Below are 16,696 nucleotides of genomic sequence, written 5' to 3'. Positions count from 1 at the left end.
TTTTATTTATTTCTTTTTTATGGATAATTCTCTTTGTGGGCGGTGGTTTTTTCAGGGTTTCGTTATTTTCGTTGCTTTCTTTGTTTTATTCTATATAAATCAAACATTTATGTGGTAAATGGTTTAAGTGCATTTTGCGTACTCTATGCTGCGTCGTGTTTTTCAGCAGAGGATCGGGAGGGATATCGCCGTACGAGGAGGGAAAGCATTTTTTATAAGGAAAATGCGTTTTTACCAGATGATAATGCTAAAACGCGTTATGGTTTTTTATGCAAATAAATCGCATAAAAAAGAGGCGTCGCCGCGGCGGGAGCCAGCCCACCGCCAGCCATTAGCAAACACCAAAATCGCCATCTTCGCTATAGAGCACGACATCGGCAGCTTTAAGCGTAACTTTATCACCCTGCTCATTGTTTGCCGGGACAGCAACGACCTGGTCCTCATTAATATCAATAATCTTTAATTTCGGACCGCCGATGCGTGGCTGCACAATATCACCTACTGAGAACATACTTAGTCTCCTTTCAGATGTGGATCGCAGTTAAAACATTAGCATAGTAATGTCAGGAAGGTAAAAGAGGGTAAAAAGGCAGGGCACAACTAACAGCATTGGCTACACTCTCTTATCTTAGAGATAAAATCTCTTTTTTTACAATGGTCTACTTTTATAGGGAGTTTTTATGGGTTTCTGGCGCGTGGTCATTACGATTATTCTTCCCCCGTTGGGTGTGCTTATCGGTAAAGGCTTTGGTTGGGCGTTTCTGTTAAATATCATTCTGACGTTGCTGGGCTATATCCCAGGGTTAATTCATGCGTTCTGGGTACAAACGCGTAATTAATATGCTGGCCTCAGAACTATTCTGGGGCTGCAGGATTTTCTTTTTCCAGGTGCTGCAATACTCTTCCCAGGGCAAATTTCACCGCCTGGTTAATCACGGCTTTCGGCTCCCCGCTAAACTGCCGGTATTCGCTCATTACCGGTAAATCAAACATTGACCATCCGAACCAGATTAAGCCTGCGGGAGTTCCATCCGGTCCGTCTTCCGGCCCGGCATAGCCACTGACCGAGACGGAAAGTGGTTCACCTGACACTTTCCTTGCACCCAGCGCCATTTCTTCAACGGTCTGGCGGCTTACCGCCGTATAATTAGCCAGTGTCCGGGGATTGACGTGGAGGAGGGTAATTTTTGCTTCATCAGTAAAGGTAACGAATCCACAGCCATAAAAGTCAGGGGTATTTTCTGCCGCGCATAATGTGGTGGCAATTTGCCCGCCAGTGCAGGATTCAGCCGTGGTCAGGCGTAAATTTTTTTGCGTAAGCGCGTGGCCCAGGCGATCAGCTATTTGCCCGACGCTGAACTGGAACAGATCGCCTTGTTCAATAACAGAAGAACTTACGGATTTATTCATCACTACCTTCATTCTTGCGGTGTTAATTTAAATAAACGTTCTACTCAATATAGCTAAAGATGGCGCTGGCCGTGATGAAATAAAACCTGTCGCCGCTTCGTTTGACTTTATCTGCGTTCGCGATAACGTGCACGAATTTGCAGGAACGAAAGATGGCTGCCAGGCTTATTATCTACATAGAATGACCGGAGAGGCTCAGATGGATAAGAAAGTACTTTTCATTCTCCTTGGCTCGCTGCTGAGCGTCGGCGCGCATGCTGAAGAAAAAGGTGGCCTGAAGCCGGGTGAAGCTCCGCCGCCCCCGCACGCAATGGATGAGGGGTATCGTGGTATTGAAGATGCCCGTATCTCAACTGTTGAAAAAGCCAAAGAAATGCATGATGGCGCATCGGTGTCCTTTCGCGGGAATTTGCTGAAAAAAACCGCTGACGACCGTTTCAAGTTTCGTGATAAAACCGGTGAAATTGACGTTCAAATTCCGCCCAGTGTCTTTGATGAGCGGGAAGTCAAACCCGACCATTTAGTCACGCTCAGCGGCAGCCTGGACAAAAAGCAGGACCCACCGCTGGTGCGCGTCAGCCATCTTGAAAAATAGAGTTAACTCTGCAGCAGGGGGATTTACTCTGCTGCCCTAACATTAGCGTTGAGTGGCTAGCGCCCGGAATATTTATTATCGGAATTAACTGATGAAATTATTCTAACGTGCGTACTATAAATTTTCTGCATAAATATTTATTCAACTAGCATTCAATGGGTGGGTAAATTATTTTTTGCTACACTTATATTGTTTTCACTGCATATAACGAGGTAAAAATGGGACTGTTTAACTTTGTAAAAGATGCTGGCGAGAAACTTTGGGATGCGGTATCAGGTCATCATGATGACCAATCTAAAAAGATCCAGGATCATCTTAATAAATCTGGTATTCCGGACGCAGACAAAGTCAATGTCGAGGTGAAGGATGGTGCTGCGGTTGTTTCCGGTGTTGCGCTGAGTCAGGAAGCGAAAGAAAAGCTGCTGGTCGCGGTAGGCAACATTGCGGGTATTGCCAGCGTTGATGATCAGGTTAAAACCGATGCGCCAGCGAAAGAAAGCCAGTTTTATACGGTTAAATCTGGCGATACCCTGAGTGCTATTTCCAAACAGGTTTATGGCGATGCGAATCAGTACAACAAGATTTTTGAAGCCAATAAACCGATGCTGAAAAGCCCGGAAAAAATTTATCCGGGGCAGGTGCTACGTATTCCGGAGTAAGCGATACGTGACGATGATGAATGGCCCCGACCGGGGCCATTACATCAGAAGCTATAAGAGAGATTGACCGAATAGTTCAACGGTTCGCCATATACTTCCGAATCCCCCAGCCAGGTATAGTAGCTGCGGTCAAACAGGTTTTCGACGTTGGCCTGCACTGCCAGCTGTCTGGTCATCTGATAGCGGGCAAACAGGTTAACCAGCGGGAAGCTGCCCTGCGATACGCGCTTCGTTTCGCCGTCCGGCGCGGTCGCGTCTTTATACACACCATTCTGCCAGTTCGCACCGCCGCCAATCGTGACGTCAGGCAACATCGGCAACTGGTAGCGGGTAAACAGTTTGAACGTGGTTTGCGGCATATTGCTGTTAAAGCGGCCTGACGAATCGCGGGCCACGTAGCGTGTGGCACCGAATGTCATTTGCAGATTGTCCGTTACCGCGCCGTTCAGCTCAAACTCCGCGCCTTTGCTGGTGGCACCTTTCGCCGGGTAGTATGCTTGCTCGCTGCCACCGTTGACGAACGAGCCGTCGATAGCCTGGCCGACGTTGTCCTGCTCAATGCGGAACACGGCAAAGGTTGCCGTCAGGCGGCCGTTCAGCCAGTCGGATTTCAGCCCGGTTTCATAGCTCTTACCGGTGACTGGCGAGAGGTATTTACCGCTGCTGTCGCGTTTGGTTTGCGGCTGGAAGATAGACGTATAGCTGGCGTAGGCTGACCAGATATCATTGATGTCATACACCAGACCGCCATACGGCGTGATATTGGTTTTGCTCATATCCCCGCTGCTGCCGTTGGTGCTCCACTGCGTGTAGCGTGCGCCGAGGATCAGAGAGAGCGGATCGGCCAGTGAGAAGCGGGCGGCGGAATAGGCGGATTTCTGGCGCACCACATCGTCGGCGTTGAGATACCAGTCGCCCCATTCCGGATCGATGACATCACCGTTCCAGCTATCATCAAAACGCCCCATTTGTTCGCTATCGATGGGGCCATCCGCGCTATAAGTGGCGTTATGCTGGCGGCTGTAACTCACTCCGGCAACCAGTTCATGCTGGCGTCCGAGCAGAGAGAACGGCCCGGTGGCGTAGGTATCGACCGAATCCAGCTTACGCTTGCCTTTATCCTTGCTGCCAAAGCCGCTGGTGCCTTCGCCGGTGATCATGTCCGGAGAACCCATTACGTAGAGCAGTTTATCGTTGAAATTCTCCTCCGCGTGGGTGCCATTGAGGCGCAGCGACCAGCCGTTATCGAAATTATGCGTGGCATTGGCAAACACTTTACGTGAGTCGAGGCTGTAGCGCGCCCAGTCCGCCGAGGTGTTAGTGCTGCGATCGTAATGGGTACGCACGCCGTTACTGTACCAGGTCGGCAGCCCGCCCCAGGTAGGATTGCCGGTATTGCTTTCCTGATAATCATAGCCCAGCGACAGCGTGGTATTGGCGGAGACGTCCGCATCCACTACGGCGTAGAGAAATTTTTTGGATTTATGATAACGATCTAACCAGCCATCCTGATCCTGATAGCCTGCAACAATACGGCCACGTACCGACCCTATCTCATTGAGTGGACCGGAGACATCTGCCACGTAGCGCTGCTTATTCCAGCTACCGTAGCTGGCATTGACGTTGCCGGTAAATTCTTTGCTGTCCGCATGTTTGCGCACCATATTCACCGACGCAGCCGGGCTGCCCGCGCCAGTCATCAGGCCCGTCGCGCCGCGCACAACTTCAATACGATCGTAGATGGCGGTATCCGACGCGGCATCCCCGTAGTTCCAGACGTCGCTAACAGAAGTCGGGATATCGTCATAGGTATAGTTGCTGATCTCAAAACCGCGTGAGAAGTAGGAGGAGCGCTCGCTATCAACGATTTGCGAAGAGATACCGGTGGTGTTGTCCAGTACCTCACCAATGGATTGCAGGTCCTGATCTTCCATACGCTGCTGTGTGATTACACTGAAGGACTGCGGCACATCGCGCGGCGTCAGAGTCATTTTGGTACCCGCGTGAGTGGTAGCGACGTTGTAATCATGCGCGGTTTCACTCTCTGCCGCCCCGGATTTACCTTCCACCACCATCGTTTGTTCCGGTGTTTTCACTTCTTCAGCACTGGCGAAAGCGGGGAAAACAATAGCGTGAATGGCCAGCGCCAGTAATGAAACGGTGAGACCGGACGGGCCGGTTCCCTTGCTATCAAAAGACATACCTGGTTCCTGTCAGAAAGGATAATGTCGCTTCTTTTATAGTGTTATGACGCGGTGGTGTTCACTGCGCGACCCGGAAAGGGAAGAAGCTTCCTGTTTGAGAATGGCAATGATAATTATTATCCTTTACAATTTCCAGCGTATATTTACGTTTCTTTGCGAAGAAAGGTAGTACTGTTCCGCGCTCATCAGGGGGAGAGCAATGGACCCGTACGCCGCTTTGTGCTTGTGTCGCCTATACTTACGCATTCTGTAAAGATGCAGCTTTTATCCAACGCCTGACACGACGAGGAGCGCAACGATGGCCGGAAATACAAAACAGGACCGTATGCCTTATTTTATTTATCTGTATGAGCAGCGCATTCTGGCGCAAAACATTGACGGTCACATTATCGATATTGGCGGCTATGATACGCAGGAGCGGGGGATTTCATGGCTACTGGACGGCAATAAGGAACACGGGGAAGGACTTGCGTCTGAACAGGACGCGCTGGACAATATCGCCGGCAACATTGATTTCCTGTTTCTCGACGGGCAGTTTACCAGTCTGCCGGATTTATCGGCTGACTATGGCGACCGGCTGGAAACCGCCAGCGCAAAACAGATTGTGTTGAATGAGCTGAGCGACAACGGCTGATCCACCGTGGAACCATGCCAGGCGGCGCTTGGCTTGCACAGGCCTACAGATTACACATAACTTATTGATATTTCAGAATTGTAGGCCGGGTAAGGCGCAGCCGCCACCCGGCCTGACGACTGGCGTTATCGTCCGTTTTACAGGCCGATCATTCCGCCATCCGCTTTGGTGATCACCACCGTTGACGAGCGCGGTCGGCCCTGCGGATCGGCGTCCGGCCAGTTAGAGACCGCGCGTGGATTGGCCGGGTCGGTCACATCATCACCGCCTTCTCCCGGATGCTGGATATTAATAAACAGCGTGCGGTTATCCGGCGTAAAGGCGATACCGGTAATTTCACAGCCGCGCGGGCCGGTCAGAAAACGGCGGTATTCGTTAGTCCCGGGAATAGTGGCGACCATCTGATTGTTGCCCATGCCGGCGTAATCTTTCTGGTTAATCGTACTGGAAGAGACATCGGTCTGAATCCATAACACGCCACGGTGGTCGAAGGACAAACCGTCGGGGCTGCCAAACTCCGCACCCTGCATATTCCCTTTGGCTTTTACGTCCTTGTTATCGGTACGGCCTGCCAGTACCAGAATATCCCATTTAAAACGCGTAGCCGCCGGATCGCCGTTCTCTTCGTTCCAGTGCATGATATGACCAAACAGATTGGCGGCACGCGGGTTAGCGGCATCCACTGGCGCTTTGCCTTCCATACCGCGATCGCTGTTGTTGGTCAGAGTACAGTAAACACTGCCCGCGCTGTGCGGATCGACGGCAATCCATTCCGGGCGGTCCATTTTGGTCGCGCCCACGGTATCTGCCGCCAGACGGGTTTTGATCAGCAGGTCGCCCTGGCTCTCAAAGCCGTTGCTCTGATCCAGCCCATTCTCACCAAATACCAGTGGCAGCCAGTCGCCGCTGCCGTCCTCGTTGAATTTAGCCACGTACAGCGTACCCGATTCCAGCAGGTGCATTCCCGCCTCACGGTGCGCCGGATCGTACTTTTTATCCGAGATAAATTTATAGATATACTCGAACTTCTGATCGTCACCCATATAAACGACCACGTGGTTGTCTGCCGCCAGCGTTACCGCCGCACCTTCATGCTTAAAGCGTCCCAGCGCGGTATGCTTACGCGGCGTGGAGGCGGGATCGTAAGGGTCGATCTCGACCACCCAGCCAAAGCGGTTCGGCTCGTTAGGGGTTTTATCGACGTTGAAGCGATCGTCCACTTCGCTCCAGCGATAGGACGCGTCGGTGTCGCTGATGCCGTAGCGTTTTTCCAGCGCGTTGCGCGGTGCTTTCTTGACGAAAATATCCGACCAGTTCTCCTCGCAGGTCAGATAGGTGCCCCACGGCGTCAGGCCGTTAGCACAGTTCTGCATGGTACCCAGCACCGTTTCCCCCTGCGGATCGGCGGCGGTTTTCATCAGATCCTGCTGTCGCGCCGGGCCGGTCAGTTGCATCGGCGTATTCACCGTGATCCGCCGCGCGTATGACGAAGGGCGCACCACCTGCCAGTCATTACCGCTCTTTTTCACCTCAATGACCGATACGCCCATCGCATTCTGCCCCTTCAGGGCTTTGTCTTTGTTCCAGTTCGCCACGCCATCCTTGAAAAGCATGCCGTTATCAATGTACTCATGATTGAGCGCCAGCAGGCCATGCGCGGGGTTATCCTCGCCACGTGGCAGGCTAAACCACGCCATCCCGTCATGATGCATGCCGGCCTGGGCGGCCTGCTCATCCGTGGTATTACTGCCGTCTGCTTTAAACTCGGGAAGATTTCCCTTCAGGCCAACTGCGTCTCCCCAGCGGTAAAAGGGACGGGCAATATAGCCTTCGGGTACGATAACGGTATCGTCAGTCGACAGCGGAATGCTGGTAAAACCCAGCGAAACGGCCTTTGCCAGCGGCGAAGGGGAGTTAAGAGCCGCGAACGCGCTTTCCGATCGCATTAATGCCGGAAAAGAGAAAGCGGCTCCCGCTACCGCTCCGGCCTGTAAAAAACGACGGCGGGAAAGGAATACCTCTGCTACCTCGGAGAATACCGGGTTAGCACTGTGATTATTGATGTCTTCGCTGTGTTCTTTTTTAAACACGGATTGTAATGGTCTGCTCATAGCGGCTTCCTGTCAGTGTGCCAGAGGGACAAAAGTTGCAGGCCATGATAGGAACTGATTGTTACAGATTAATAACATTTGTCTGATTATCCGCACGAAGTATGCCCTGACAAGCGATTCACTGGACGGGCATCAGAGCTGCCGGGGCGTGCAGCCCTGCAAGAATATAATTTCTCAACGACAGATAATGGTGAAATATAAATAATAATCGTTATTGCCTACTATATTTAGTGGGAACAATCCGACTATATTCGACCCTTTAAGATTGTTCTGTATTTCCTCCCCAGGCAGGAACGGTAACAATAAGTCTCATTCAGTAATGAATATTTTCATTTTACTGAATATGGCAGCAAAACCGGGATAATCTCTGACAGAATATAAAGGAAAAAAAGTGAAAAAAATCTCTCTGGTTGTGATGCTCGCAGGCAGCCTGCTAAGCGGCGCGGTGATGGCAGATGACCAATCGGTATCAGTAGGTTATGCGCAAGGTAAACTCGAAGGCTTCAAGAATATTCGCGGCGTTAACCTCCAGTATCGCTACGAATTTGATTCTCCGTGGAGTGCGGTAGGCTCTTTTAGCTGGATGAAAGGCGATGAAAATCAGGATTATTATTATTATGGCGATGCGGTGCATAATGACATCGACGCAAAATATTATTCCCTGCTGGCTGGTCCGGCATACCGCATTAATGAATATGTCTCGTTGTACGCCCTGGGCGGCGTAGCGCACACGAAAGTGGATGCCCATACCACCTGGCGTAACGCAGGCGACGGCTATGTTGGTCGCGAAAGCCTCAGTGAAAAATCCACTTCTTTCGCTTATGGCGCAGGGATAATTATTAACCCGGTTGAGGATCTGAGCGTTAACGTGGGTTATGAAGGCACCAATATTGATATTGATGGCGATCGTTCTATTAACGGCTTTAACGTAGGCGTCGGTTATCGCTTTTAATCTTTGAATAGCTGTGCTGGTCGTTATTTAAAACCAGCACAGTCACCATATTATCAAGCGCGATTAACGCTCCCGCAGCGCCTCTTTCGCGCGGTTAAAGGGTTTTATCAGGTAATCCACAATCGTTTTCTCCCCGGTTTTAATATCGACCGTCGCAATCATTCCCGGCGCAATGAAAAACCGGCGGCCTGCTTTATTGACGAGAAAATCCTGATGGGTGCGAATAAATACCCGGTAGTAAAATATCTCCGGTTTTACTTTATCCTGAATCGTATCCGGTGAAATGGTTTCCACTTCGCCCTCCAGACCGCCATAAATGGCGTAATCCCAGGCGGTAATTTTTACCAGCGCGCGCTGGCCCGGGTGAATAAAGGCAATGTCGCGCGGCGAGAGCCGGGCTTCAATAAGCAGCCGATCGTCGATGGGCACAATCTCCATCATTTCACCGTTAGGCGGAATGACGCCGCCGATGGTCGTCACCTGAATGTTTTTCACGATGCCGCGCACCGGCGAGCGTACCGTCAGACGCGTTACTGAATCTTCCCGGCCCTTAATAATCGCCGAGAGCATTTCGACTTCAGCGTTGGCTTTGGATAACGCCTCGCGCGCCTGAACGTAATACTGAGAGCGCAGATCGCTCATTTTCAGCCCCAGATCGCTTTTTTGCCGTTGCAGGCGCAGCACTTCGACGTGACTTGCCGCGCCGCTTTTCTCCAGCCGCTGAGTGATAGCCAGTTCTTTATTTACCGAGGTCAGGGCGTCCTTAAGTTCCGCCTGAGCATCGGCAAGCTGTGCGCGGCGAGAATTATACAATCGCGTTTCGGCGGCGATCAGATCCGGCCAGGCTTTTAGCGAGTCGGGAAACACCAGCGGTTTGTCGCTAACCTCGGCATACAGGCGTGCGCTGGAGGCAAGAGAGGCCCGGTAGCGCGCCGCGCTCTCGCCGACGTTGGATTCAGAGCGGGTGGGATCGAGACGTGCGACCACCTGGCCCGCCTGCACCTGATCGCCTTCACGCACCATCAGCTCCGCCAGCACGCCGCCATCAAGCGACTGCAAAAGCTGCTCGCGCGAACTGGGCACGACTTTACCCGTGCCGGTAGAGACCTCGTCCAGCACGCCAAACCACGCCCAGACGCCGGCAATCGCAAACAGCAGAGTGCAGAGCACGATAATACGGGTCGATCCGGAAAAGGCGTTCTCGCGGCTGAGATCCAGATCGTCAAATGCGGCGTCACGCTGACTGGTTTTCATTGTTATCCTCCCGTCCATTTATCGGCGTGGCTTTACGGCTCTGACTTAACGCCTGCGTTTTTGGCGCGTCCATGACCAGTTGTCCTTCTTTCAGTACCACCACCCGTTCCACCAGGTCGAGTACCGGCACGCGGTGGGTGGCGACAATCAGCGTGCGGTTGCCCAGCCATTCCCCCAGCCGCTGAATAAATTCCCGTTCGGTGTGTTCGTCCAGCGAGGCGGTAGGTTCGTCCAGTAAAACAATATTCGGCGAGCGCAACAGCATTCGCGCCAGCAGGATCGACTGGCGCTGACCACCGGAAAGCCCGGTGCCGCCCTCCATGATCGGATGGTCAAGACCCTTCGGCTGCGTTTTAACAAAACGCGCCGCGCCGCAGATATCCAGTACATTAAAAATCTCCTCATCGCTGGCGTGCGGCGCGCCGAGCGTCAGGTTTTCGCGCAGGGTGCCGTAAAACAGCCGCGCATTCTGGCTGAGAAAACCGATATTGCGCCGCAGATCCGCCATGTCGATGTGCGGCAGGCTCAGGCTGTCAAGGCGCGCTTCGCCTTCAGCCAGCTCCACGCCACCCGCCAGCGCCTGAAGCAGCGTGGATTTCCCGGCACCGTTACGCCCGAGGATCGCCACCCGTTCGCCGGGCTGGATCTCCAGCCTGCTAACGCGCAGCGGAATACGCTGGTCGTCGTTGTGATAGCGAAATTGCGCGTTCTCGAACTGGTAATGGCCGTGAAAAATCTCCTGATGTATCAGGCTGTCGTCGCGCTGTGTCTCGGTGGGAAGCTGCATAATGCTGTCCAGCCCCACTTTTGCCGCTTTCACCTGCTGCCAGCGGGCCAGGACGCCGCACAGGTTCGCCATCGGCGCAATCATGCGCGAAGCCAGCATTGAGGCCGCGACCACCGCACCGGTGGTCATGGTGCCGTCAATCACCAGCGGCGCGCCGAACATCACCACCGCCGCATAGACCAGACTCTGCACGGTGATCCCCCAGCTAATCAGCCCCTGCGACAGTTCGCGAGTTTGCAGACCGGATTCGGCAGTAATGCGGATATAGTGATTCCACTGCTGCAAAAAGCGGTTTTCCGCCTGCATCAGTTTAATATCTTCCAGTCCCTGTACGCTCTCAACCAGCACCGCGTTGCGCAGCGTGGCTTCATGTGCCGCCTGGTTTGCCAGCACCGCCAGTTTTTTTTGCAGCAGCAGGCCGGGCAGGATCATCATCAGCGCGGCGACCGGGGCGATCCACGCCAGCGGCGGGGCGATAATCGCCAGCACCACTATAAACAGCAAGAAGAAGGGCAGATCGACCACCGTTGACATGGTGGATGAGGTCACCATTTCACGGATTTGCTCCAGTTCGCGCAACTGGGAAATAAAGCTGCCGGTAGAGCGCGGAATGGCGCTATTACGCAGGCGCAGCGCGTGGCTGAATACCCGGTCGGAGATGCGCATATCGGCCCGTTTGCCTAATAGATCCATAATATTGCCGCGCGCGATGCGCAGCAGAAAGCCGAAGATCACGGCGATCAACACGCCAATGGCAAGAACATACAGCGATGGCCACGACTGCGCCGGGATCACCCGGTCATAGACCTGCATTGAAAAGATAATGCCGGAGAGCGACAGTACGTTGATCAGCAATGCCGCCAGCATCACCGGGCCGTAGGGCTTGAGATCTTTCAGTACCAGCCGTTTCAGCCAGTCGGGGCGAAAGCGGGAAATATAGGCGTCTACCCGGCTGTCCTTCAGCGCCGAGAGCGGGCGCAACGCCACCACGTAACGGATGTCGGCCAGCAGCGCACTCAGCGCCACGCGGTTACGCTGACGCTGGTCGCCAATAAAGCTGACCTCGAGGGTGTCGTTACCGTCAAACTGCTCGATCACCGCCAGTTGATCGTCTGCCAGCACGGCGACCACCGGCAGTTGCCAGCGGGAGAGCGCCTGCTGCGGGTCGGTCAGCGGCTGGAATGACAGCCCGCTCTGGCGCGCTAACTGCGTCAGGGCAGGGAGCCACGATTTCCCCTGAAACCACGGGGCGCTGGCCTGGATGGTCGCCGGTGAACAGGCGACGCGATAGTGCGCCGCTACGTCGGCCATCGCCAGCGCCCAGCGTGCCAGCATGGTCCCGCTCAATGCCTTGTCTTCGTATGTCATGGCTGGATCTCCACCGACTGAATGCGTCGATTTTCAAGGCCAAACGCGCTGCGTAGTTTGCCGGTGTTATACAGACAGTTAAGCTGAAGCTGGTGGAGTTGGTTAAGCGTCTGCTGTTGAGCGAAGCGCGCCTGATAAACCTCCTGCTCGGCATTCAGTACATCCAGCAGCGGGCGGGAACCCAGATCCAGATACTGCTGCTGATAAATTTGCCGGGTACGTTCACTCAGCGCCTGCTGTCGGGCCTGCACCTGAAGCGAGGTTACCAGGTTTAGCGCCTCGCTGCGTGCTTCCAGTAGTTTCTGGCGCACCTGAAGACGCACGCGCTGGATGGTGGACTGCGCCGTTTCCACCGCATGGCTGGCGGCGTTGCGCCGTGCGGTCAGGCCGCCGCCCTGATAAATCGGCATTTCGACCCGTACCCATGCGGAGTACTGGGTGCGATCCAGTTCGGCGCTGTTGGCATATTTATCATTAAGATAGTGTCTGACTTCCGGCTCCAGAGAGATGGTTGGCGTCATCTGGGCGTTAGCGTAATCCAGATTGGCCTGCGCAACGTTGGCCTGCGCCCATGCCGCCAGCACCGACGGTACCAGCCGATCGTCGGGCTGAGCCACGTCACAACTGCGGTTCAGTTTTGCGGGAAAATCGTTGCTGATACCATTGAGGTTATTCCAGCCCAGCCAGGTCATCAGCGTGGCCTGGGCGCTTTCAAGGCTGGCCTGATACTGCACAAGCTGCGCCCGCGCGCCTTCAATACGCGCTTCGGTCTGCACCACATCGGAAAGCGAACTCGCGCCTTCATCGTTGCGCTGGTGGGCCAGACGTCCGATAGCGTTTAGCGCGTCAAGCTGCTCTTGCGCTATCGCCACCATCTGCTGCCAGGTTTGCACTTGCACCAGCGCCGTGGCGGTATCGTGCCCGACGGTGTCGATGCTGAGCAGAACGTTAGCCTGCTCCTGCGCCACCCCGGCGCGCTCCGCGTTCACCTGGCGTGAGACTTTGCCGAAGTCATAGAGCATCTGCGAAAGCGATAACACCAGCGACGGGCTGAATCCGCTGTCGGAGTAAGTATTGCTGTAGCCGTTATTCATACCCGCATTGACCTGCGGATAATATTTCGCCCGGGCGACATCAACCTGGTCGTTTTGTGAGGCCAGCTTGCCCACCGCCTCGCCGATGGAGGGGTGCCATGCCACGGCGCGATCGACCGCTTTTTCCAGCGTTAACTGGCCGGGCGCGGCGGTTTCCAGCGGTAAAGCGGTCACGCCGTCCAGCGACGGCAGCGCCTGTTGCTGAGCAAGCTCAGCGGAAGTAATCGTCGGGTGCGCTTCGGCGGCGCAGAGCTGAAACGGACACAGGCAGCTAACCAGCCACCCGACAACGGGCCGTATTTTTGGCATAAGTTATCCCTAAGAAAATGGTACTGCTTATCTGCGCCGGGCGAGGTCGCCCGGCGCTATTGTGTACATCAGGTAATAATGTGATTTTGTTGGATCAGCTCTTCGAGATTAGTCTGCACATTCTCCAGGGTGACCAGGTTAGTGGATTGATACGTTGATCCGCCGCCGTCACGGTCAATGGCGATCACCGTGTTATTGCCGCTGGTGGTGACGTTGAGGTAGCTGCCGAGCGCTACCTGATCGCCGTTCCAGCCCACCAGCAGATCGCCGATGTCGATTTTATCGCCCTGCGCCAGCGAGAAGTTACTCCAGCTATCGTTGCCGTTACCGCCGGTGGCGCTGGCGGTGTCGAGCAACTGATAAATCAGCGTGTCGGCATAGGCGGTGCCGATCACCGCGTCGCTTTGTGCTGTGCTCACGAACTGCGGGGCCATATCAATGGTCAGCGTGGCGTTATCCGTATGCCCGTTCTGGTCATTCAGGGTGTAGTTGAAGGTCTCCTTCGTGGTAATGGACGAGGTGGCGATACCCGGCGTCAGCGTGTAGGTGTATGAGCCGTCGACGTTGATCGCCAACGTGCCGTAATGCCCCTGCACCGTACCGCTGGCACCGCTGTTGGCAAAGGGGTCCAGCGTGGTGCTGCTGCCGTTGTAGCCGGTAATGGTCAGACGGGTATCGACGGTTGAAAGTTGATCCAGCACGCCGCCCGCGTCGCTGCCGTCAAAGATATTGCCGCTGACGGTATGCACACCGCTGGTCTCGAAATTATCGAGATCGTACGTGGTGCCGGTGACGCTCGGGGTGATGGTAATACTGCCTACCGAAAGCGCGCCGATACTGCCGGTATAGCTCAGCGTGTAGTTACCCGGATGCAGCTCCAGCCCGCTGAGATTTACCGCAATGTTATTGCCGAGCAGCGCCCCGCCGCCGAAGGAGCCGGTACGGATGGCGGTTGCGCCGTCATACAGTGTCCAGTTGACGGTGAGTCCGCCCAGCGCCAGCCCGGAGGCCACGTTAAAGTGCAGCACCGCGTCTTTCACCGCCGTCCCGGCGGCCACTTCAATCGTGCCGCTGCCGGTACCGCTGGTGCGGGTGAACAGCGAACTGGTCCAGTTGGCATTGCCGACCGTATTGTCGGTAAAGGCGGCGGTATCCTGCACGACGTTGAAGGTCATCAGCGAGCTGACGTCGTCTGCCGCATTGACAGGCAATGGCGTGGCGCTAATATTCAGCGACGCGCTGTCCGTGCCGCCGTCCGGGGTGCGGACGGTATAAATAAAGCTGTCCGGCGCGTTAATGCTGTCAGCGCCGAGGCCGCTGCGCAGGGTATAGCTATAGTTCCCGTCCTGATCGATGAATAGCGTGCCATAGCTGCCTTCAATGGTTGCACCTTCTGCACCCACCGCGACGCCGTTAACTTCCGTGACCAGCGTGCCCGCCGGGGCAACGTCATTTTCCAGCACGTTGCCGTCGGTGGCGGCGCTGACGCTCTCGACGTTATAGACATGATCCTGAAGAATATTCAGGGTGTAGCCTGTGAGAACGGTGACACCGGAGGCGTTATTCAACAGGAACAGATACTCGCCGCCCGGCAGGGTAAGGGTGAGTTGACTGGACTGACCGCCCAGCAGCGGAACCTGTAGCCAGCCAGGTTCGACCCGGTACTGCTCGAACTGCTGAATGGCATCATTAAAGCGATAGACGTACAGATCGAAAGTAGAGAGCAACGCGACGCCACCCGCGCTGGATTGCAGGGTCAGCGTGCGGGTCGATCCTTCCTCAACATCAAAGATGATCGGGTTGGTCAGGTTGTCCAGAATATTGGCATTAAGCACGTTACCCAGCGCAATGCCGACCACGGAGAAGCTGGTCTGCGACGACTGACCGTTATCAACCGCCTCGACCTGCGTCTCATAGTTCAGCGTGGCGGTGTTATCCACGGCAGTGACGGCATTGCCCGCCGTGCCCGCGCCAAGGGCAACCACCAGTTGCGCGCTATCGCTGACGCCGTTATGCGTCAAGGTGTAGGTGAAGCTTTCGGTGCGTCCCAGTACCGTCGGCGAAGTGCTGGTCAGCGTGTAGCTGTAGCTGCCGTCCGGGTTGATGGTCAGGGTGCCATACTGACCGTCGATGCTCGCCCCGCCAGCGCCGACGTTGACCGTCTGGCCGCTGGCGCTGGTGACCTGGCTTACCACCGTGCCGTTCGGCGCACAGTCTGCGCCGCTCACCGGATCGACATCCTGGATCACGTTGCCGACGTGGGTTGTTTCACCGTTCAGCGTCCCGGCACTGGTCTGGATGACTGAGACGTTCAGGCTGGTGAAGGAGCCGGTCGCCAGCAGGTTAGAGTTATAGCTCAGCACGCGGTAGGTGCCGCCGGTCAGCCCGTTAAGATTGAAGTTGACGCTGCTGCCGTTCAGGGTCAACAGGTCGGCAAACTGCGGCTGCGAGGAGTCAGCTACCGTCACCCAGGCGTTGCTGGCGGCATCAAGACGCTGCACGGCGATCTGCTGGGTATTCAGCAGCGACAGCACAATACCGGTGGCGGCGGAATCAATACTGAGATCCGCGCTGCCGCCTTCCGCCACGTTAAAGGTGACCTGTGCCGTGTCGTTGCCAATGACCGTGGCGCTGTTACCCAGCGCGCCGACCAGCAGGATGCCATAGTCGCTGTAACTTTCAGTCGTGACAGTGGCGTCAGTGGTCAGATCCAGCTCCTCAACGTTATCGCTGGCGGAGAGCGGCAGCACCGGGGCGGTCAGGGCCGTGGCGGCAGACACGTTGCCCGCCGCGGCGCGGGCGGTCACCGAAATTGCCTCACCTTCGGTCTGTCGGTCAGTCAGGGTAATGCTCCATGCGCCGCTGTCGCTGTCGCTGGCGGTGGTGGTGAGCTGCACGTTGCCAGGCAGGGTGACGGTGACCGTACTCCCTGCCTCAGCGGTGCCGCTGATAACGCTGCCGTCGGCGTTAATGGCCGCCTGAGGTGCTGCGGGAGCGACGGTATCGACCACAATGGTGTAAACCGCAGAGGCCGCGCCGGTATTGCCCGCTGCGTCGGTGGCCGTCACTGTGAGATTGTGCGATCCCTGCGCCAGTGTGGCGGGCGTAAAGGACCAGCTACCGTTGGCCGCCACGGTGGTGGTGCCGATTTGTGCGCCGTTATCCAGAATGCGCAGCGTTGCGCCCGCTTCGCCGGTGCCGCTCAGCGTCGGACGGGCATCGTTGGTCGCGGACCCGTTGCCAATCACGCCCGTCACCGGCGCGATGTCATCGGTAATGCTGACGATCGCTGGTGCATCCGGTGCGGTGATATCCACTG

At 55.4% G+C, this 16,696-nt stretch carries 13 protein-coding genes; 5 read left to right on the top strand and 8 right to left on the bottom strand.

What is annotated here, in order from left to right; translation table 11 throughout:
- Positions 1-331 precede the first annotated feature (331 nt).
- On the bottom strand, positions 332-511 hold the full coding sequence (locus CHU32_RS23360; RefSeq protein ID WP_103678478.1) for a hypothetical protein: 180 nt from the start codon (positions 509-511) through the stop codon (positions 332-334).
- Positions 512-680: 169 nt separating this feature from the next.
- Here CHU32_RS23360 and CHU32_RS23355 point away from each other — a divergent pair, with 169 nt between their 5' ends.
- A complete protein-coding gene (locus CHU32_RS23355; RefSeq protein WP_103678479.1) occupies positions 681-839 on the top strand; it encodes a YqaE/Pmp3 family membrane protein in 159 nt (52 codons plus the stop codon).
- Between the two features lie 16 nt (positions 840-855).
- Here CHU32_RS23355 and CHU32_RS23350 read toward each other — a convergent pair whose 3' ends face one another.
- Positions 856-1,410 (bottom strand): nicotinamide-nucleotide amidohydrolase family protein, encoded by a 555-nt coding sequence (locus CHU32_RS23350; RefSeq protein ID WP_103678480.1) that lies wholly within the window; start codon positions 1,408-1,410, stop codon positions 856-858.
- A 199-nt stretch (positions 1,411-1,609) separates the two neighbouring features.
- Here CHU32_RS23350 and CHU32_RS23345 point away from each other — a divergent pair, with 199 nt between their 5' ends.
- Positions 1,610-2,005, top strand: coding sequence for a YdeI family stress tolerance OB fold protein (locus tag CHU32_RS23345; protein ID WP_103678481.1), 396 nt, complete (start codon positions 1,610-1,612; stop codon positions 2,003-2,005).
- Between the two features lie 218 nt (positions 2,006-2,223).
- Positions 2,224-2,664: a peptidoglycan-binding protein LysM gene (gene lysM, locus CHU32_RS23340; RefSeq protein WP_103678482.1), complete on the top strand. Its 441-nt coding sequence runs from the start codon at positions 2,224-2,226 to the stop codon at positions 2,662-2,664.
- A gap of 44 nt (positions 2,665-2,708) precedes the next feature.
- On the opposite strand, the gene fhuE is transcribed toward lysM, so the two are convergent.
- Complete coding sequence (gene fhuE, locus CHU32_RS23335) at positions 2,709-4,865, bottom strand: ferric-rhodotorulic acid/ferric-coprogen receptor FhuE (protein ID WP_103678483.1); 2,157 nt, start codon at positions 4,863-4,865, stop codon at positions 2,709-2,711.
- A 301-nt stretch (positions 4,866-5,166) separates the two neighbouring features.
- Between fhuE and CHU32_RS23330 the strand changes: the two genes are divergently transcribed.
- Positions 5,167-5,502, top strand: a complete 336-nt coding sequence (locus CHU32_RS23330) for a hypothetical protein (protein ID WP_103678484.1) — start codon at positions 5,167-5,169, stop codon at positions 5,500-5,502.
- Positions 5,503-5,639: 137 nt separating this feature from the next.
- Here CHU32_RS23330 and CHU32_RS23325 read toward each other — a convergent pair whose 3' ends face one another.
- Positions 5,640-7,613, bottom strand: a complete 1,974-nt coding sequence (locus tag CHU32_RS23325; RefSeq protein WP_103678485.1) for a PhoX family protein — start codon at positions 7,611-7,613, stop codon at positions 5,640-5,642.
- Positions 7,614-8,004: 391 nt separating this feature from the next.
- On the opposite strand from CHU32_RS23325, the gene CHU32_RS23320 reads away from it, so the two are divergent.
- Positions 8,005-8,565, top strand: coding sequence for an Ail/Lom family outer membrane beta-barrel protein (locus CHU32_RS23320; RefSeq protein WP_103678486.1), 561 nt, complete (start codon positions 8,005-8,007; stop codon positions 8,563-8,565).
- 63 nt (positions 8,566-8,628) lie between these two features.
- On the opposite strand, the gene CHU32_RS23315 is transcribed toward CHU32_RS23320, so the two are convergent.
- The 4 genes from CHU32_RS23315 to CHU32_RS28975 form a co-directional block, all read right to left on the bottom strand.
- A complete protein-coding gene (locus CHU32_RS23315) occupies positions 8,629-9,819 on the bottom strand; it encodes a beta-barrel domain-containing protein (protein ID WP_103750940.1) in 1,191 nt (396 codons plus the stop codon).
- Positions 9,800-11,974, bottom strand: a complete 2,175-nt coding sequence (locus CHU32_RS23310) for a type I secretion system permease/ATPase (RefSeq protein ID WP_103678488.1) — start codon at positions 11,972-11,974, stop codon at positions 9,800-9,802. The genes CHU32_RS23315 and CHU32_RS23310 overlap by 20 nt, the downstream gene beginning before the upstream one ends.
- Positions 11,971-13,377, bottom strand: a complete 1,407-nt coding sequence (locus CHU32_RS23305; RefSeq protein ID WP_103750939.1) for a TolC family outer membrane protein — start codon at positions 13,375-13,377, stop codon at positions 11,971-11,973. The genes CHU32_RS23310 and CHU32_RS23305 overlap by 4 nt, the downstream gene beginning before the upstream one ends.
- 68 nt (positions 13,378-13,445) lie before the next feature.
- Positions 13,446-16,694: a beta strand repeat-containing protein gene (locus CHU32_RS28975; RefSeq protein ID WP_425444909.1), complete on the bottom strand. Its 3,249-nt coding sequence runs from the start codon at positions 16,692-16,694 to the stop codon at positions 13,446-13,448.
- Positions 16,695-16,696 lie beyond the last annotated feature (2 nt).

The sequence above is a fragment of the Superficieibacter electus genome (genome assembly GCF_002915575.1).
GTDB classification, from domain to species: domain Bacteria; phylum Pseudomonadota; class Gammaproteobacteria; order Enterobacterales; family Enterobacteriaceae; genus Superficieibacter; species Superficieibacter electus.
The sequence above is the reverse complement of the archived record's forward strand: the minus strand, read 5'-3'. Positions and strand labels throughout refer to the sequence as shown.